At 41.8% G+C, this 18,646-nt stretch carries 15 protein-coding genes; 8 read left to right on the forward strand and 7 right to left on the reverse strand.

Features of this window, described 5'->3' with window-relative positions:
* Positions 1-60 precede the first annotated feature (60 nt).
* Both ABDW72_RS18585 and ABDW72_RS18590 read right to left on the reverse strand, forming a co-directional pair.
* Positions 61-2,271, reverse strand: coding sequence for a GH92 family glycosyl hydrolase (locus ABDW72_RS18585; protein WP_347160111.1), 2,211 nt, complete (start codon positions 2,269-2,271; stop codon positions 61-63).
* 172 nt (positions 2,272-2,443) lie between these two features.
* Positions 2,444-3,859, reverse strand: coding sequence for a glycoside hydrolase family 125 protein (locus ABDW72_RS18590; RefSeq protein ID WP_347160112.1), 1,416 nt, complete (start codon positions 3,857-3,859; stop codon positions 2,444-2,446).
* A 286-nt stretch (positions 3,860-4,145) separates the two neighbouring features.
* Between ABDW72_RS18590 and ABDW72_RS18595 the strand changes: the two genes are divergently transcribed.
* The 7 genes from ABDW72_RS18595 (at position 4,146) to ABDW72_RS18625 (ending at position 11,136) form a co-directional block, all read left to right on the forward strand.
* Entirely contained in the window at positions 4,146-4,547 is a 402-nt protein-coding gene (locus ABDW72_RS18595) for a DUF805 domain-containing protein (RefSeq protein ID WP_347160113.1), read from the forward strand.
* A 741-nt stretch (positions 4,548-5,288) separates the two neighbouring features.
* Positions 5,289-6,506, forward strand: a complete 1,218-nt coding sequence (locus ABDW72_RS18600) for a tyrosine-type recombinase/integrase (RefSeq protein ID WP_347160114.1) — start codon at positions 5,289-5,291, stop codon at positions 6,504-6,506.
* A 23-nt stretch (positions 6,507-6,529) separates the two neighbouring features.
* Positions 6,530-7,558, forward strand: coding sequence for a hypothetical protein (locus tag ABDW72_RS18605; RefSeq protein ID WP_347160115.1), 1,029 nt, complete (start codon positions 6,530-6,532; stop codon positions 7,556-7,558).
* Between the two features lie 98 nt (positions 7,559-7,656).
* A complete protein-coding gene (locus ABDW72_RS18610; RefSeq protein WP_347160116.1) occupies positions 7,657-7,953 on the forward strand; it encodes a hypothetical protein in 297 nt (98 codons plus the stop codon).
* Entirely contained in the window at positions 7,950-8,732 is a 783-nt protein-coding gene (locus ABDW72_RS18615; protein WP_347160117.1) for a hypothetical protein, read from the forward strand. The genes ABDW72_RS18610 and ABDW72_RS18615 overlap by 4 nt, the downstream gene beginning before the upstream one ends.
* A 5-nt stretch (positions 8,733-8,737) precedes the next feature.
* Positions 8,738-10,210: a DUF3987 domain-containing protein gene (locus tag ABDW72_RS18620; protein WP_347160118.1), complete on the forward strand. Its 1,473-nt coding sequence runs from the start codon at positions 8,738-8,740 to the stop codon at positions 10,208-10,210.
* Positions 10,192-11,136 (forward strand): BT4734/BF3469 family protein, encoded by a 945-nt coding sequence (locus ABDW72_RS18625; RefSeq protein ID WP_347160119.1) that lies wholly within the window; start codon positions 10,192-10,194, stop codon positions 11,134-11,136. Before ABDW72_RS18620 ends, ABDW72_RS18625 begins: the two co-directional genes overlap by 19 nt.
* Before the next feature lie 161 nt (positions 11,137-11,297).
* On the opposite strand, the gene ABDW72_RS18630 is transcribed toward ABDW72_RS18625, so the two are convergent.
* The 5 genes from ABDW72_RS18630 to ABDW72_RS18650 form a co-directional block, all read right to left on the reverse strand.
* Positions 11,298-12,140, reverse strand: coding sequence for a hypothetical protein (locus ABDW72_RS18630; RefSeq protein ID WP_347160120.1), 843 nt, complete (start codon positions 12,138-12,140; stop codon positions 11,298-11,300).
* Entirely contained in the window at positions 12,112-13,107 is a 996-nt protein-coding gene (locus ABDW72_RS18635) for a type IV toxin-antitoxin system AbiEi family antitoxin (RefSeq protein WP_347160121.1), read from the reverse strand. The genes ABDW72_RS18630 and ABDW72_RS18635 overlap by 29 nt, the downstream gene beginning before the upstream one ends.
* 200 nt (positions 13,108-13,307) lie before the next feature.
* A complete protein-coding gene (locus ABDW72_RS18640; RefSeq protein WP_347160122.1) occupies positions 13,308-14,972 on the reverse strand; it encodes a RecQ family ATP-dependent DNA helicase in 1,665 nt (554 codons plus the stop codon).
* On the reverse strand, positions 14,969-15,961 hold the full coding sequence (locus ABDW72_RS18645; RefSeq protein WP_347160123.1) for a hypothetical protein: 993 nt from the start codon (positions 15,959-15,961) through the stop codon (positions 14,969-14,971). Before ABDW72_RS18645 ends, ABDW72_RS18640 begins: the two co-directional genes overlap by 4 nt.
* A gap of 10 nt (positions 15,962-15,971) precedes the next feature.
* Positions 15,972-17,666 (reverse strand): nuclease-related domain-containing DEAD/DEAH box helicase, encoded by a 1,695-nt coding sequence (locus ABDW72_RS18650; RefSeq protein ID WP_347160124.1) that lies wholly within the window; start codon positions 17,664-17,666, stop codon positions 15,972-15,974.
* Positions 17,667-17,894: 228 nt separating this feature from the next.
* On the opposite strand from ABDW72_RS18650, the gene ABDW72_RS18655 reads away from it, so the two are divergent.
* The gene (locus ABDW72_RS18655; protein ID WP_347160125.1) at positions 17,895-18,608 is read left to right on the forward strand and encodes an AbiV family abortive infection protein; all 714 of its coding nucleotides are present in this window, start codon (positions 17,895-17,897) and stop codon (positions 18,606-18,608) included.
* Positions 18,609-18,646: the final 38 nt, after the last annotated feature.

Here is an 18,646-nt window from a genome sequence, read left to right on the forward strand (position 1 = left end):
CCTCTACCTGCGTTGGCACTATGAAAGCAGCATCTATTTCCTGTAAGCCATACTTGCCTACTAGTTGTTCGGCTCAGTCATGACTTCTACTACGCCGCCGCTCTTAAACAGATCATGTGAGATGAAGTACCCGTTATGGCTCGCGCCGTTCACCTGGATCGCTGTCAGTTTTCGTCCCGAATCAGGTTTCTTTATGGTGAGAACCTTGCCGTTATCCAGCTTCCATTGCACCTGGTCAAACACAGGCACTGTCACGATGTATTTCGCATCGGCAGCGGAAAAAGGATACAGGCCAGCGGCGCTAAACACATACCAGGCCGACATTTCCCCCGCATCATCCATCCCGGAAAGCGCCAGGCCTTTCTCCCCGATTCCATAGTAGTTCTCTAGAATATTGTCGATCACTTTCTGCGACTTCTCCGGTTTATCGACAAAATAATAGGCAAAGGGCTCTTCATGGTCTGGCTGGTTTCCGTGGCAGTACTGGCCTATGAAACCCGACACGTTCCGGGCAATATAGTTCGGGTTCCATGGCACCGTGAACAGTGAGTCCAGCTTTGATTCGAACGCTTGTTTGCCCCCATACAGCGTTACCAGACCGGGCATGTCCTGCGGGGCGAAGAAAGACACCTGCCAGGCATTTGCCTCCCGATACATGTACTCGTAGTAAGGGTATTGGGGGTTGAAGTTCTGCACCCACTCCCCGTTCTCCAGCCTGCCACGCATAAAACGGGTGCCAGGGTCAAATACGTTTTTATAGTTTTGAGAGCGGGTCATCAGCACCCGGTAGTTGGCCGTATCGTGCAACGCCTTGGCCAGTTGCGCCACAGCATAGTCGTCAAAAGCATATTCCAGCGTTTTCGCCACGCCGGCTTTGGCTTTTGTTTCTACATTCGGAGCTGCTACCTGCGGTGTCGAGATGTAGCCTTTTTGGATATACTCCGAGATATAAGGACGGGTGCCCCCCTCTACAGTGGCATTGCGCAGCAGCAGGCGGTACACGTCAGGCACGTCAAAGTCGGTGATGCCCCGCTGGTACGCGCCCGCAATAAAAGCAGCGGCATGGTCGCCATGAAAGAACGTAGGGATAAAGCCGGTCTTGTCTCCGATGTCCTGCAGCGATTTGATGACATCGCGGGTTACGTTTGGCCGGAGGATACTGAGCAGCACCAGTTTGTTGCGGTACGTGTCCCACAACGACGGAAGGGTATAGTAGTTGAAATCTGCCCGAATGACGTTGCCTTTTACATCACGGTACTCCCCGTTCACGTCGCTGCGCAGAGCCGGCCACTGCATGGATCTATAGAGGGAAGTATAAAACAGCTGCTTTTGCTTCGCAGTCCCGCCCGTTACCTGCACCTTCGATAGCAAAGCTTCCCAGGTATTGGAGGCGGCGCTGCGCACCTGGTCAAAGGTCCTGTCGCCTATTTCTGCTTCCAGGTTCTGCTTTGCGTTCTGTGTGCTCACAAACGACAAGCCCACTTTCAGTTCCACGGGCTTGCTGCCGCCATCCCGGAGGCTGAGCACTGCCAGGCCATCTTTAGTGCCCTTCCCCCGAACATCCAGCTGCTGAATCACTTCGTTCAACACCCCGTAGAAGTATACGGTCTGGTCTCCTGTTTCCTGAAAACCTTGTACAGCCGTCTCCCCTACCTTTTCCATGTTCCAGTCTGTGACCCTTTCGTTTGATCGGGAAAGCTTGAAAACGATTTTCCTGTCTTTGCCGGCAGCATACCTATACTGATGATAGCCGCAACGCAGGGTAGAAGTCAAATCGACCTGCACCTGATCATCCAGCAGCGTAACGCCATAAAAGCCGGGCTTTGCTGTTTCAGAATCGTGTGAAAAGCGGGACCCATACTCGACATTTACGTTTGCTTCGCCTGATACAGGCAGGATGGGAAGGTGGCACAGGTTCCAATGCCCTTTGTTGGTATGCGCGAAACCATAGATCACCGTGTCCTCATACTCGTACCCGGCCCCGGTATGGAACTCCGTGATCGGACTCAGCTGTACCATGGCATTGGGCAGCGTGCTGCCCGGGTATACCAGCCCCGCCCATACGCGCCAGTCTTTGGGAGGCGTATAGCCAATGATCTTTGGATCGGTGAGCGGCGCCGTGCCAATCAGCGGATTAACGTATTGGGTTAGGCTGTGTTGTGCTGCCGGTAAGGTGCCACTGCTGTCCTGCTGAATCGTTTTAGCACAGGAAACCGCGGCCACGGCCAACAATAGAATTAGAAAGCGCTTTAACTTTATAGATGACTTCATATGCTTTGTTAAGTATAAATAAACCCAACATCAAGTATAAACACAAGCCTTTGCCAGGCACCTGCCATACTTCTATATTCCTTTGTTCCTCAATCGCAGCTTTGTCCGGTTACTTGGTATTGTCACATCTCCTCCTACAGAAAGTAATGCAGCCAGTTTCCTTTCAAGCAGCCTACGCCAGCAACCTAGGGTCCTGCTGGTAGGTTTTCCAGAGGAGCTCCCCGAAAAGAGTATTGGCCCAGGCGAACCAGGCGCGTGTAAACTTCTTCGGATCATCCTTGTTGAAGGCCTCGTGCATAAAGCCTGTACCTGCATCCGTATTTTTCAGCATTTGGATACATTTCCTGATTTCCTGCGGATCAGAGCTGGTCAGGCCCTGCATGGTGATTGCCATTGGCCAGATCATGTCTTGGCCCACATGCGGGCCACCGATTCCCTGGGCTGCTGTGCCGACAAAATAGAAAGGGTTTTCTGTTGAGAGCACGAACTTCCGGGTGTTCTGGTATACCGGGTCTTTTTCTTTTACCGCGCCCAGGTAAGGCAGCGACAGCAGGCTCGGCACGTTGGCATCGTCCATCAGGTTGTAGCTGCCAAAGCCGTTCACTTCATAGGCGTATACCTTGCCATACTGCGGATGCGTGACGATTGCATGTTCCTGCAGCGCCCCTTCCACCTCGTTGGCCAGCGCCTGGAGTTCGGTAGCCGTTTTATTGTCCTTAGCGACTGCCTGCATCATTTCCGCGGCCTGGCGCAGGCTTACGACAGCAAACAGGTTAGAGGGAATCAGGAAGGAATAAAGCGTGGCGTCGTCGCTGGGGCGAAAGGCGGAGCAGATCAGCCCGACTGGCTTTACGGGGTAGCCGTAGCCGCTCATGGGTTGTGTGTCGGTGGCGTTAGCGGTTTCCCGCTGAAACTTGTAAGGGCCTCTGTCCTCTTTGCGCTGCTGCTCCCGGAATGTTCGCAGGGTAGTTTTTATCGCTTCCTGCCAGCGGCCCTGCAGCGGGCTGGTGTCGCCTGTTTCCTTCCAGTAATGGTAAGCCAGGCGAATAGGATAGCAAAGGGAGTCAATCTCCCACTTGCGCTCATGCACGCCAGGTTGCATGGCCGTCAGGTCCGACTTCCACTCCCCTACTTTGTTCGGATCGTCATAAAACGCATTGGCATAGGGGTCGCGCAGAATGCACTCACTCTGCCGGTTAATCACGCCGGCGATCAGCTTCTTTAACGGCTCATCTTTTTTCACAAACTGCAGGTATGGCCATACCTGGGCCGAGCTGTCGCGCAGCCACATGGCATCAATATCACCGGTAATCACATATGTGTCGGGTCTGCCGTTCTGCATCGTGTAGGTCACGGTCGTGTCTAGGGTGCTGGGAAAGCAGTTGTTGAATAGCCAGGCGAGCTCCTTGTCTTTCACGTTTTTGCTGAATTCGCTGATAGCCTGCTCCACCGCCTTGCTCCTGAAGTTGCGTTTAGCGGCCGGTATCCGCACAACCGGAAAATCAGCGCTGGCCAGTACAGAAAAAGGGTTCAGCAAGGCGCCCGCTCCGAGTATGGCCGAGCTTTGCAGAAATGTTCTTCGCTTCATGAGTCGTCTTTAGTTTGGTTTATACCTGCCTGATACATCCAGGCAATGTGCCAACGCTATACCGCTATGCTGGGCCTGCTTTGCCCGGGCAGCAGTACTGTCGTTTCAATTTACTTAAAAAATGATAAACTCACTTAGTCCCTCTCCAATTAAAAGCTATACTTGGTTTTGGCTTAAGGGATTTTGATAAGGTGAATGATGCATTAAGGAGAATTAAATATTTTATAATTAATATATAATATTTAACTTGTACTTTAACCTTCCCAACTATTTAAAACAAACACGGATGTCAAACATTTTCTCTTTCAGCGGACGAATCCGCAGGACCGAGTACGCTGTTACACAAATCATTATCTCTTTTGTAGCAGGTATCATCTTCGCTATAGGTGGTGCTTCCCTTTTTGCCGGCGAGTCTGCTGCGGCCGGCGCAATGATCTTTCTTTTTATTGCCTTAGTTTTCCTAAGCTGGGTTAGCCTTGCCTCTGGCGCCAAGCGATGCCACGATCGCGGAAACTCAGGCTTCTTTCAAATCATCCCTTTTTACGGGCTATGGATGCTGTTCGGTGATGGAGACCACGGACTCAACAGTTATGGAAACGACCCTAAAGGCCGCATAGGCCAAGCTGACCTGTTCAGGACCGCCGCTACTTCTCAGGTTCCGTTGGAAGGCACTTCCGTAGGTCACTAAAGCCGAACACCCTGCCACAGGCAGGGCAGCCGTAAGCCGGTTGAATGATTAGCTACTAAAGCATCTTGAAGTGCCTGAATGTCCTTAGCTACTTCAAGCCAGTAAAAGCCACCTGTATAAGGTGGCTTTTACTTTTCGCTTCCGTCAAGTTTTAATCCTCTGTTTCATGCTCGTCTATTAAGTTTATGAGCTCGCGGATGAAGTTCACAAGACCTTCCCCCCTACCGATTGCCTTTGGTGCAAGCTGCACTTTCAGCTTTCTTTATATTAAATATAGGGATCGTACTAAAGCCGTCTAGTTTAAATGCGAGACTACAGGAGAAGGAGTATCTCTTTAGAGCTAAAGGAAAGGATATGATTAGCAACAGTAAACCTACCTTTTGACAGGCAGATCTCGCTACTCACTTTGTAATGGTAATCCCAAATGGAAATCAGTAGGATGATATAGGATGCTATAAATCCATATAAGAGCCTCCTACCATCTACACGAAAGGCTTAAAATAAGAAAGCCAGACAACATAGTGTTATCTGGCTTTATACCCTAAGTGATCCCGTTTGGACTTGAACCCACGAGCAACATAAGACATTAAGAGTCATAAAAACCCCTTATTTAGCCATTTTAAAGGGTTTTTATTTTAGTATAAAAAGCATAAGACAACAAAATACAATATAAAACTTGACCTATAACTTGACCTATAACTTGACCCGTATTACCTTTCAGAAAAAGTTGAAAGCAAAGAAATGGCAACTACCAAACTTATCATCCGAGAGAATAAACCAAATAAGAAAGGGGAATGTGTAATCTATGTCCGATACACCCACGATCAGAAATCCATCCAAATAAGTACAGGTGAAAAAATTCTGCCTGACTATTGGGATGCAGAGAACGAGAAAGTAAAAAGATCACTTCGTGGTTACACTACCCTTAACAGTGCCATTCAAGCTAAAGAGGATGAAGTTAAAGAGATTGCCAATATTGCTAAATCTATAGGTGTTGACCCTACTATAGAGTATATCAGGGAAAAGTTAAATGAATCCAAAGCACCTGCCAGTAAAAAAGAACCTGATTTTTATGCCCTATATAAACAGTGGGTAGAAGAAAACAAGGGCAGAAAGGTTGATGGCTTCCTTGCTCAGCAACTCAGTACATTGAACCTCATAGAGGAGTTTGAAAAAGAAAAAGCCTATAAGATTACTCTTGACAGGATTGACATGGCTTTCTACAATAAATTTACTACCTGGTTAATGGTAAATAAAGAGCGAACGGCAAATACAGTAGGAAAACATATTAAGCACATCAAAGCCTTCTTAAACCATTTAACGCATCTTGGTATCAACTTAAACCTTACCTTCAAGAGCAAGAGCTTTAAAAGGATTAGTACCAAAACAGATATTATTTATCTCACACGCCAGGAGCTAGACAAGCTGTATGAATTTGATCTTTCAAAGGATAAAAGGCTGGAGCGTATTCGAGATATCTTTATATTTGAGTGTGCAACTGGGCTTAGATACTCTGATATAGAAAATCTAAAACCAGAGAACATAAAGAAAGATCACATCGAGTTTACAACTATCAAAACTAGAGACAAGCTGATTATCCCTTTGAGTAAATATGCCAAGCATGTTCTAGCAAAATATGATGGGCAATTACCAAAAACAATCACTAATCAGAAGATGAATGAGGCCTTAAAAGATCTGGGAGAACATTGTGGCATAGATACTATGGAACAAAGGGTTACCCATGTTGGCAGTAAGCGAGTTGAGAAGAGCATTCCTAAATATAAGCTCTTAACAACGCATTGTGCTAGGAGAACCTTTATCACTCAAAGTTTGGAGCGAGGGCTTAGACCTGAAGTTATAATGAAAATAACAGGACATAAAGATCTTGCAACGATGATGAGATATGTAAAAATCACCCAAGATGTAGTCAAAACCGAAATGCTGAAGGCTTGGGATTAATATAATTATATGTTTTTTGGGATATGTGGTATCTGGATTTATTTAGTGGATCAGGGGAGTCAAAAAATATTGTATTAGACCAGCCTTACGTTAGCGAGTTTAAGAAAAAACATGAGGAATTCTTAACTCTAGACTCTATTTCTGAGAAGCTAAAGTTTTATGATGACAATAGGCATCTTTTCGAGTTTCCCTACAATGAATTTGTAGTAAAAGACTCCTTCGAGACGCACTATACTTTCAATTTTAAGCCTGCTCCACACTTTTTAGAAACCCATATTTATAATCCTTGGTTCATTGAACACAGCAAGGAATACCTTTTCCATATGGGCTATACAATAGATTTTCAATTTCACTCGTGTGAACAGCTCTGGGAAGAATTCATACAAATAAAGGATAGCTTACCTTTACTAAAGAAGTTTATTAAGCACGAAAAGAAAAAGTTAAAAGCATTATGCGAAGAAACTGCTCCTGGGAGGTTTAAGTATTGGTATGAATTAAAAATAGTTGATGCAAAAGTGCTTGCACCTAGATACGAACTTACAAAGGAGTATTGGAAAGAGCTTTTGGTTATGGAGATTGCTGATTATTTATTAAAGCTTGAAAGGTTTAAGGAAGGACAAGATGCCGCTCCACAAAAAGAGCAGGTCAACAGCACTGTCAATAATTCTTTAAAGATATCTGAAGGGACGGACAAAATAAACAAACTCTCTAAACGGGTAAAAGAGGACATTACATTTCTAGGTCTTTTCAAAAGCAATGAAAAAGCAATGGATGGCTTTATAAAAATAATGAAGAGTAAAGGCTACTTAACTGAGGATGAGAAATGGAATTTTGTAGACTTCGATAAAGGTGAAATATTAGCTATAATAAAACATCTTGAATTAGCTGGTATAATAAAAAAACTTAAATATAAAGCAGAGTTAGGGCGTGTTTTCAACAAGCGGTTTGGGAAAATATTGAGTATTCGTGCCTATCAAGATGAGCCCCGATATGATATTGAACCTAGCATTGCTATTGCATTGACCAATTTAAAAACACCTCTCAAAGCATAATTCTTTTTCGTTTCGCTTCCGATTGTTTCCAATCGGAAACAGTCAAATTCAAAGAAACAAGATAGGTCCATATTGCAACGCTAACAAACCAAAGCAATATGAACTTATTATCTAAAACCCTAGCAAATGAACTCGCCCTTATTATACGGCAGGAGTTCGAAATTACTTGTCGTAATATATTACGAGAGTCACAGCCAACACAACACCTACCTATCAAAGAATTCTTTACTGAGCCTGAGTCTCGTGAATTCCTCGGTGGCATCAGCCGTTCTCTCTTCCATAAGTTGAAGAAAGAAGAAAAGTTTAATACCTACCATTGTGGAGAAGGCCGCTGCCTTTATAGCCGCGAAGAACTCATTTTGTATATCAGGACAAACAAACCATCTGCTAAGTGAAAATAGCAGATGGTTTGTCAGATAACCTTTACATAATAAATTACAACTTTTCTTCAACTTTAAATTTACCTTCTATGGACTTATTACACCAGCAAGTAATGGATATGCATATGGCAGGACACCCTGTTCGCGGCATAGCGTCTGAACTGAACATATCCCACTCAAAGGCCCAACGTATTATCCAAAAGCACAAGCCAGCACCTATCTACGATGATACAGATGATGTACCCTGTAATGAAACATTTGATACACCTGATACAGCCGTTGAACCGTCCCTTGATACACTAAATGATACAGGCGATACAGGTCGAAAAACAGCTACTGATACACAACTTGATACATTTGGCCACATCATCAATGAGCAGAAAAACATTAAAAAAGAGCCTTTATCTAGTTTAAGAAGCTATACGCTCGCAGAAACGAGGCTTCTAATGATCCAAACAGCTCTTTTAAAAGAAGACATACAGGACTATGTATCAGAAGTAGTGGATCTACACTCTGGAGGCACGTCGATTATGGTTTCTACCTACAGTTTCTATCTAAGAAGAGCCAAAAGACTGATACAGTCTACGAAGCTTCTATCTGTTCAACTTCAGGAGGAACATAAGAATTTACCAGCCCTGAAGTTGCTGCAAGAGTTAAAAGATACGATACAGGACACTCTTTCCAATAGTGACAAATATCTGGAAGTAGGTCAAGTTTGGCTAAACATTGATGAGTACGACACAGCTGTTTGGCAGGACTATTTAGATGCTGATCTCTTTAACCCCGTAATCTAGCAAGTATGGTAACAGGAATACAGCAGAAGAATGATACTGTATCAGGCGCAGCCGTTGTAATTGCGTCAACAAGCAGCAGTGGCAACTCTTTCACTACAACAGTAAATGTACCTTCAGGCACTAACCTAAATAACCCTATTCCGTCTCAGCCTTGGGATGGAATAGGGTTTGAGGCCAGCAAAAGATTCCCAGAAGAGGTTTTCGAGAACCTACCCGAACTGCAAAGGCTACTTTGTCAGAAAATCGTTGACCCAAATGAACGAGAGGTGCTTTTTGTTGGGCTTTTGGGTGTTGTTAGCGGCATTCTTCCCAACGTATGTGGCTACTATGGAGGGAAAAAACTACAACCGAATCTGTATACCTACACGCTAGGTCCTTACGGAGAGGGCAAAAGCGGATTGATGTGGGCCAGAAAAATTGCAGAGGCTATACACCAAGAGAAAATTGAAAAGACGAAAGAGCTACGGAAAGTGTACAGAGACGCGATGGCCTGTTATAAGAAAGAGTTTAAGTTATTCGAGCAGGGGAAAACTGGTACTATGCCTGAACAGCCTGAACAGCCGCCCCATCTTAAGCATTTTATTCCTGGCAACATCGGGAAGACAGGCATGCTGCAGATACTAGACGGGAGCGGAGGTAGGGGCACTCTCTTTGAGACGGAAGCTGATACACTCGCGGAAGCCATGAAGCAAGACCACGGCGGTTTCTCGGATACTCTGCGGCAATCATTCGGGCATGAACCTATCAGCTTTTTCAGACGTACCAATAACGAGGATGTCGAGATACCTTCCCCTGCCCTATCCGTTGTCCTGTCCAGCACATTTGACCAACTCCTGAAGCTCATCCCTACCATTGAAAACGGCCTTTTCAGCCGCTTTCTGTACTATGAGCTTGACTCTACACCGGAATTTAATAATGTGTTTGATAAGAGCAAGAACAGCTACGGCAGGTACTTCGCTGACATAGGCCTCCAGTTCAAAAAGCTGCACGATGAGCTAGCCACCTTGAGCAATCCTATTATTTTTGAGTTGCAGCCGCACCAGGAGGAGAAATTCCTAAAGATTTTTTCAGAACAGAAGAGCGAGATGCGTGAATACATCAGCTCAAGTCTCGGGGGCACCGTTAACAGGATGGCGATGATCTGCTTCAGGATAGCAATGCAGCTAAGCATATGCAGAGCCTTTGAGAAAGAATACTTACCGCTTGAGCTGGTTTGCTCCGATCAGGATTTTGAAAATGCCCTGCAAATCATTAGCACCTTTACAAAACACACGATCGCTGTTTATGATAAGCTCCCCAGAACAAAAAGTATCTCTTCTGAGCAAAGTAATGATAAGGACGAAGTTAAACTGGCGCAGAAACGCCAGTGCCTTGAGCTGCACAGTAAGGGAGTAACCAGCGTCAGAGAAATATCCACAATTGTTTTTGGTTCAGACAGTCAAAAATCAAAGGTACACCGATGGATAAAGGGCTATTAAACAAGTGTGCCTGTCCTGTCCCAGAAATGGGACAGGACACAGCACCTTTTTCTGTATTGGATGTGAAAGTGAGTTGCTTTGCCAGCTACACCACTCCTACTAACCCAATCTCTGTTAACCTGATCACCTGGCTTTCATCTGCCAAGTACAGAACGGAAGTCGAGAAGATAAGAGCAACAGAGGAAAAAAGTATTCGTGATAGCCTAAAGAGCAAGCTTCCTGCCATTACGCCAAGTGGATTGTTTTCCTTCAGGAGTGAAAACAGCCTTATCCGTCACAGTGGCCTGCTGCAGTTCGACATTGACCTGAAGGAGAACAGGCACGTAGGCAACTTCTATGAGCTGAAGCAGCAGATAAGCAACATCCCCAACGTTGCCTACTGCGGCCTCTCTGTCTCTGGGCAGGGTTTCTGGGGTCTTATCCCCATCTCCTACACAGAAAAGCACAAGGAGCATTTCGGGGCGCTTAGGAAGGCTTTCCTACAACTGGGCATCACCATAGACGTTAAGCCAAAGAATGTATCGAGTCTAAGAGGCTACAGCTATGATGAGGCTCCTTATTTCAATCACCAAGCTGCCGTATTCACTCGTTTTGAGATGCTGGAAAGTAAAAGGCCTGTCTCCTGCCCCAACTTTAAAGCTCTGAATAGCTTTGCTTCACCAACAAAGGATAAAGTAGAGGCTTGCATTGCCGCAATAGTGCGCACAGGAGTTGATATTACCACCTCTTATGCCGCTTGGTTTGAAATTGGATGCAGCCTCGCTGCTGAATTTGGTGAGAACGGCAGGGGCTATTTTCACCAGATAAGCCAGCACCACCCGAACTATAGGCCTGATAGAACTGACCGACAATACGATCGCTGCTTGAAAGGGGGTTATAGTTACACCATAGCGACCTTCTTCAAGTATAGCCAGCTTATAATATGAACTTTGAATTAGATGATAATGATTAATTTCATATAAACCAAACTTAACTCACATCTCTTCGTCTGAGGCATTTCTCTGTGTTTGGCCGCCAAATCGGATGAAGAGCGGCTAGGAAATTTATTTCAGTTGATTATGTGCTTCAGCCAATAAATTAGTCTGATTTACCCTTCATTATTTAATCCTGTTAATAGATTCTTTAACACCTGCTTTTTCTGCTCTACACTCTCTTTGTCGCTGTCCAGCACCATATGGTCTGCTAAACGCGACTCTCCTGCAATCCCCCTGCTTAGGACTGCTGTTAGCCTAGTATGAAGCTTCGCATTTTTACCCACTATGTGCTGTATCTCCCTGCCTAGCCCGATCATGGCCACATCCTCATGCGATCGGTCATTGTCGTACAAGTCGAAATGCCTCGACCAAATATGCTCTTCCTCCAGGTATGGATAAACCCGCACAATACCAGCTATATCTTTTACATCCTTCACCCGATGCTCAGGACGGTCGTCGAATGCAATCAGCTTAAGAATAATGATGGAAGGGATATTGCATACGGCATACACCTCCTCTCCCAGCCTGACTCTTTCTAACCCCTGTTGGTATACTTCCCTGAACCCGTCCAGATTAATAGACACCAAACCTTTCCCCTGTATCATCACCTGCCCTTCTGCCTCAATTTCCCCAAAAGGCAGCAGGTCCACCTGATTACCGTTAGGGCTTAACAGGCAGTAGGCGTTCTCCGCGCTGTCCCGATAGCCATAATCCGTAAGGAGCCTTTCCCTTAACTGGTTATATTTATTTACATCGGGTATATACACAGCAAAATCTATATCTTTTGTACCCCTTGGAAATTCCTCATGGGAAGCAAACCATACGTTGCGGGCAACAGCTCCCACCATAAAAAAATCTATGTCTATGGCTTTGCATGTGGCGCTTACCTGTTCCAGTATCTCCTTCAGCCCTGGAGCCTGCAAGGCATCATACGATATTTTGGAGGTATTTTTCATAAATCGCTTTTGCGGTTTCCATATACCTTGGGTCATCACCTTCCATCAAATCGGCATAGGCAATCAACGGGGGCACATGACTTCCCTCGCACTTCTCTTCCCAGAACTTTTCCAGAACCTTTATGTTGCCGTTCGGATCCGGGATCCACTTCATCTCCTTCATGAGTGCTCCATAATCCTGCCTTGTATAGACCGTCCAGTGATCAGCGATTAGGTGGTTCGTCAGTAGGTCGCCAGCATTGGCTCCCCCCCAGCAGGTATCGGGTGGCAGTGTATATGCTTTCCAATCTTTCCCCTTTTCTAATGGCCGGAATGTACGCTGCTGCAATTTAGGTTTGAGCGTCTTGGTATAACCATCTGCCCAACTCACCAGCAACTGCTCTCTTTTATTCCACTTATACTCTTTGCTGTTTAGAGGGAGGATGTATTTCTCCTTCAACAGCGCTTTGTATACTTTATTGATGGTATCCAAACCTGTGTCTGCTTTTTCTGCGAGGAACCGATAAGGTTCATTGACGTATTCGGGATGCTGCAGCAACAAATTCACCACTTTCAAACCCGTTTTGGTGAACGCCCGATTATTTACCGCTGGGTAAACCCTTTCTGCTCTGTTCGTTTCAATGAGAAGCAGCAACTGGTCATCTGCTAAAAACACATTCCCAGCGGCATCCGCATAGGCAATGTTTTCCTGCTGCAGCAGTTGCTTCGTATTCGGTGTAATATACCCTGCCATCAGCAGCAATGGCTTGACATCCTGAAGCCGTTGCAGCAGGCGCGGTAGCATAGCAGGCGTTAGCTCCCACTTTACTTCCACGTACCAGTCCCGCAGATAGCCCTTCCTCCTGATCTGCATTATACCATCCACCAGAGGATGCGTTGACGTACTATTCTCCTTCAAAACAATCTCGTCAATACCCGGTATTTCCTCCAATCTCTTGATAATCGTATAAATGATATCCTTTTCCATGTTCGCAAAAATACAATGTTCGTGAATAACGAACAAAAATAAATAGCGAACGAATCATTTCAGTTAATTACAATCATAAAGCACACCTTAAACTTTACAAAGAAGGAGCTTAGATTGCCTGTATTCTCTTTTACAGCAATCCTGCTTTTAGGGGGAGGTTACCTCTGATAGGAGAGTGAAATTTAAACTCTTCTTCGCTCCTATTCTGTTACTCCTAGGTGCTGAGCTATAATTTCTACTAGATCTGATTCACTAGAAATGAAGCTAACAAGCTTTTCAAAGTTTTCTAATCTGCCTTCTACTCTGCTCTTTAAAATAGAATGAATTTCCTCAACTAAATCGTCAGATAAAAGCTCAGGAACAGAATAATTCATAACATTAACAGGTGCTTTAGTTAACTTAATTTCATCCTGATTATACATAGTGAATATATCATAATTAGTCTGCTCAATGCTTTTATTAAGCTTCTTAGAGATTCTGGTGACCATACCATTTATCGATGCTTCTTTCATAATGTTAAAGAGCCCGCTTCCGTTATTTTCAAAGCAATCAAAAAATTGAACGCCCTTCCCATGCAGCTTAACAACACCATACTGTAGCAGAAAAAGAAAAACAATCATTTCTGAATTATCTTCTTTGATATCCATTTTACTTAAAGAGTAAATCTTATCAGCTACACTGGTATCTTGATTGAGGGTCTTTCTTTTTGTACTCGTATTTGATGTTGGCTTGATTGTAGTTTCGAAAATATCTAGGATCCTATTTTCCTTAAGTAGTGATTTCTTAATTAAGTCTCTCCTGATTTTAAAATTTGTTTGGGAGTATAAAAGGTAACCATAAGCAGCTTTACCATCTCTCCCAGCTCTACCTACCTCTTGATAGTATTGTTCAATACTTTCCGGTATTAAATAATGAACAACCACTCTTATATCCGGAATGTCAATGCCCATCCCAAATGCACTTGTAGCAAAAATAATTTTGATATGGCCATTCTCGAACTTCTCAAGAATAGATAACTTATCATTATCCTGCATATCAGCATCAAAATAATGGCAGTTAAAACCTAAGCTACTAAATGCTTCTGACATCTCCCTTGTGCCATAGTCTCTTGTTTTTATATGGGTGTACACAATGACTTTTTCATCTTTGTGTTTATTCAAAATTTCTACTAATTGAGCTTTTTTCTGTTCATTGTTATCCACTTGCTCTAATATAGACAAGTGCAAATTGCTTCGTAGAAGTGTATTGCTAACAAATATATTTTCTTGAGAAATGTTCAGATCGCCACATATCTCAACTTTATCGAGAGGATTCAATGTAGCAGTAAGGCATAGAACTGGAGGTATGTTATATGCTCCAAAAACATTTTCAATAAATAGAGGAAGGGTTTTATAAGCTGGTCTGAATGTGTGTCCCCATTGAGAAATACAATGAGCCTCATCAACTACAATTAAACCTATTTTTGAATGATACTTTTTAATCAAATATTCTAAATAACCATCAGAAATAATTTTCTCAGGTGATACAAAAATAAATTGCGGAAAATCATTTCCTGAAAATGCTTTCTTTAGCTTGTTAAACTGAGTTTTTAAATCGCCTAAGCTACTATTATATGACATTACATTTATTCCTTGCTCCGCCAGTCTTTTATTCTGCTGCTTCATCAAAGCAAGTAAAGGTGATATAACTATTGTTATTTTACCTGTTTGTAATCCTGCGACTTGATATATAATGGACTTACCTCCACCGGTTGGCATAAGGCATAAGGTATTCTGCCCTAAAAGAAGGTTGTTTATGACATCTTCTTGAATATCCTTAAAAGTATTGAAGCCAAAATATTTTTGAAGTACTTCAGAGTTTGTCATTTTGCATCCTCCTGATCACCACCCATCATTGTGTTAATGGTATCTAACTTCATTTGCCATATATGAGACATAAAAGTATTTAGATGGACAAAGCGATATTCTTCATTCAGTTTGTACTGGTGTTTCATACAAAGTTGTTCTAGTAGCCTGTATGCTTTAAGACCATATAGAACAAGAAGATCATAAGGGTACCAATAGTTTTGGTCAATCAACATATTCCGATTATACTTTCTATTACTTTCGCTATTCATATCGTTTATCATAACAAACTCATTACTTCTACTTGGTAAATAGAAATGGTCACAGTCTGTTAGGAAGTAGAAACCATACAAAGTATTTTTGTTAGCAGGTAAAAAGTATCGAGGGTTTAGAAAGTATAAAACAGACGATTTGATTCCCATACCAATTACACCTGGAACATTGTAATCATCATCGTCATTAAGCACAACAAGGTTCTCTAGATCATATAGATCGTCATATTTAGAAAATTCTACTGCTGTAGTATCGTCTATAAAATCATTCATAAATGATACTAGATTAAGAAATATAGAATATACATCAGCCGGTTTAGAAGCAGCAAACCTTGTCTGCCATTCGTGCATCATCTCCCGTTTTGAGTTTCTAGCTTTAAGTATCACAGGTACTTTAGTACTTAAAGCAGACTTAAAAGCTTTTGGATCATCTTCATCCTCAAACTCCTGTATACTATCATCGTCAAAGAATATCTTATACTTTACATCTTCCTTCTTATAGTTCTTTAATCCATCTTCAAAAATCTTTGCAAGCCGTTTTCTAAAATCTGTAGCAGTAGTTTTAACTTTAAAAGAACCGTTAGTTTTAAGTTCCACATACTCATCATCCCCTGCTATCATCCTGTTGAAATAATCAGGAATGTTCTTCTTCATTATTTGCCATACTTCATCTATATGATCATCATCTTTAATGTCAAAAAAATCTGATCTGTCGGTATTGATGTTAGAACGTAGCATAGGAAGTTAATTATAGGTGAAATTCAGTTACAGCTAGTTTATGATAGAAATTGGTACGGTTTTTCTTTATCTTCTTTTTCGTTTCAAGCATGTTCATAGCAGTCTCAAAATCTACTTCATCTGGACTGTTTAATAACATATATAGACCCTGTTTTGCTCTTGAACAACCAATGTAAAGCCTGTTCTTATAAAGGTTATCACTATAATTAGCTACGATAATGTCAATGAGAATTAAATATCCTGCTTCAAGCCCTTTAAACTCATCAACAGTATTAAAACATATTTTACCTATTTGTAGAAATTGAGATAACTGTTGATGACAAATGCTTTTTACATTTCTTAATATTGAATTATCAATATCAGACATAGTTAATACTACAATATCTTCCGGTTTGGCTTTTTTATCATTTAGTAAATGATTCACAATCTTCTCGACTGTATTTAACCCAGCTTCTTCAGACTTATACTCCGCTATAAAAGACTGTTCACCTTTTACAGGTGAATTGATGAATGTTTTACTATCTAGTCCTATGTTACGAGCTGAAGTTCTTGCTATTTCCTTTGTGTTTCTACAGTTAGTATGTAATGTTAGCTTACAATCAGCATTGTTAGCCCAAGTTAATTCGCCCTGTTGATGTATACTTTGATTTTTATCATAGAAAGCATAAAAACTTCCTTTAGTTATGTCTTTCAAAACTTCTATAAAGAAAGAATTAAAGTCTTGTGCTTCATCTATGACTACATTTGTATATGGCCATATTGTGGAATTACTCAATAAATGATAGGCTAAAGAATCTGTTACTTCATTTAAGTTTTTAGAATTAATACTTATGTTAAAACTTCTTGCTAATTCATGTATAGTTTTGAAACGAACACATGTAATTGGATTATTATCTTCTAAGTGTTTTCGCAGAGCTTCATTATAACATAAGAATAGCGTTTCTTCATTTCTAACACCGAGTCGGTTAGCCTTTTCTAAAGCCAACATTGTTTTTCCTGTCCCAGCACTACCCGATATAACTGCTGTTTTTTGCTCATCAAGAAAATCCATTATTCTAGCCTGATCTCTTGTCAGCGTAATAAATTGTCTCTCTCGCGATTCGAAATTAGCTCTAACTGATGGAACAGCGGAAAATTCAGGCGCAATGATAAATTTCAGTTGCTCAAAAGCTGCATTGCCATAGGTTGACTTAAAAACAGAATTCCCCCAATAGTTGAATGCTGCCTCTATTGCTTTCTGGGGCTTTGAAAGAGTCTCTGAATCAAATACTATTTCAGGAGAGTAATGTGGTGGATATGGAAAAGTCCATTGAATTGAAGGATACCAAACCGCATGACAAACGAGACATCCTTTTATAGAGGGGTTTGATTCTTTTAGCAGTTCAATAAACTTAAATTTGCTACCATCGGCTTGGCTTAAAGGATCTTGTATTTCCTTTTCCACAAGAGTATTACGGTTTTTTTGAAACCATCTCCTACCTTCACACCTGATATAACCTGATTTTACTTCAAGTACTAATAGTCCTAAACTTTTATGAAGTATTAGATAATCAGCTTCGCCTTGTGATTTATTTGATGATGATACCCATCTTACAGAATGAAAAACTATATAGTCATTATCTAGCCCTTGTTGTAAAGCGTCAAATATAGCTAGTTCCCCTTCACTCTGCGTGTCGTAGGGTTTATGCGGTATCATCAAGGCCATATTGTATCTTTTGAAAATTTGACTTGCGCTATTAAATCAAATTAATATCTTATTTTGATTAAAAAAACAAACAGTAACCTAATTAGAATTTATATAATACTATATTATACAAATATTGTTTTAAATATATATTATTCTATTCATTGTATTCTTATTTTTTAAATTTATTCTATTAACTTAAATCTTAGTTAGGCTGGAATGCTTCTAAATACAGTTATTACTTAATCAATGAATAGTAAAACAGTAGGCAAAAATACTAGTAGTTTAGAAACACTATCTAAGGCAGACAGTGTAAAAGCTTATGAAGCTTTGAAAGTGAATGCTGAGGCACTTTTCTCAACTGCCAAAGATGCTTCTTCTAAAGGAAATTATGGAGTAGCAAGATCATTACTGGTTTTAGGATCAGAGGAGTACATAAAGGGTGCAGTACTCTTCCTGAAAAGCATTGGTGTAAATGCTATAAAAATACCCGAATTAAGTGGTGTATTAAAGAATAACCATAAATGTAGACACGAAGCAGCAATGTTATTAAAGCTGTTGAATGCTGTATTGTACTTCATCGAGTGGGAAGAGTTTGAGGCGCAACCAAACAGAAAGTCTAGTAAGGTTACCAAATTCTTATTCTATGCAGAACAAGTGATCATTAAAGTTCAATCCGCATTAGAAGAAGCTGAAGATCTTTTATGGTGGGAGCAAGTAGATAATTATAAAAACAGTGGCTTTTATGTTGGTTATAGTGAAGGTTTGTTGATTCCGCAGAGTATTACTCAGCAAGATTTTGACATAGCTGCAGCTAAAGTCAGAAAACTTGTAAAGAGACTAAGATTATTCCAGATTGCTTATGAAAGAAGTAATACTAATGAAAAAAGGCTTATTGTTCAGAACCTAAATGATGCCGTTAAGCTGCAGATACGTATTAACAAAGAAGGGAAAATCGGATGATACTGATCTGTCATTTTATATCTTGACTATTACACATT

This window comes from Pontibacter chitinilyticus (assembly GCF_039748935.1).
Lineage (GTDB): Bacteria > Bacteroidota > Bacteroidia > Cytophagales > Hymenobacteraceae > Pontibacter > Pontibacter chitinilyticus.

Bases quoted from the DNA above. Each gene is read 5' to 3' on its own strand.
- ABDW72_RS18635 (WP_347160121.1), bottom strand. From the start codon at position 13,107: ATGGAAAAGGATATCATTTATACGATTATCAAGAGATTGGAGGAAATA.
- ABDW72_RS18600 (WP_347160114.1), top strand. From the start codon at position 5,289: ATGGCAACTACCAAACTTATCATCCGAGAGAATAAACCAAATAAGAAA.
- ABDW72_RS18645 (WP_347160123.1), bottom strand. From the start codon at position 15,961: ATGCTACGTTCTAACATCAATACCGACAGATCAGATTTTTTTGACATT.
- ABDW72_RS18590 (WP_347160112.1), bottom strand. From the start codon at position 3,859: ATGAAGCGAAGAACATTTCTGCAAAGCTCGGCCATACTCGGAGCGGGC.
- ABDW72_RS18630 (WP_347160120.1), bottom strand. From the start codon at position 12,140: ATGAAAAATACCTCCAAAATATCGTATGATGCCTTGCAGGCTCCAGGG.
- ABDW72_RS18655 (WP_347160125.1), top strand. From the start codon at position 17,895: ATGAATAGTAAAACAGTAGGCAAAAATACTAGTAGTTTAGAAACACTA.
- ABDW72_RS18605 (WP_347160115.1), top strand. From the start codon at position 6,530: ATGTGGTATCTGGATTTATTTAGTGGATCAGGGGAGTCAAAAAATATT.
- ABDW72_RS18620 (WP_347160118.1), top strand. From the start codon at position 8,738: ATGGTAACAGGAATACAGCAGAAGAATGATACTGTATCAGGCGCAGCC.
- ABDW72_RS18595 (WP_347160113.1), top strand. From the start codon at position 4,146: ATGTCAAACATTTTCTCTTTCAGCGGACGAATCCGCAGGACCGAGTAC.
- ABDW72_RS18585 (WP_347160111.1), bottom strand. From the start codon at position 2,271: ATGAAGTCATCTATAAAGTTAAAGCGCTTTCTAATTCTATTGTTGGCC.
- ABDW72_RS18640 (WP_347160122.1), bottom strand. From the start codon at position 14,972: ATGACAAACTCTGAAGTACTTCAAAAATATTTTGGCTTCAATACTTTT.
- ABDW72_RS18610 (WP_347160116.1), top strand. From the start codon at position 7,657: ATGAACTTATTATCTAAAACCCTAGCAAATGAACTCGCCCTTATTATA.
- ABDW72_RS18625 (WP_347160119.1), top strand. From the start codon at position 10,192: ATGGATAAAGGGCTATTAAACAAGTGTGCCTGTCCTGTCCCAGAAATG.
- ABDW72_RS18650 (WP_347160124.1), bottom strand. From the start codon at position 17,666: ATGGCCTTGATGATACCGCATAAACCCTACGACACGCAGAGTGAAGGG.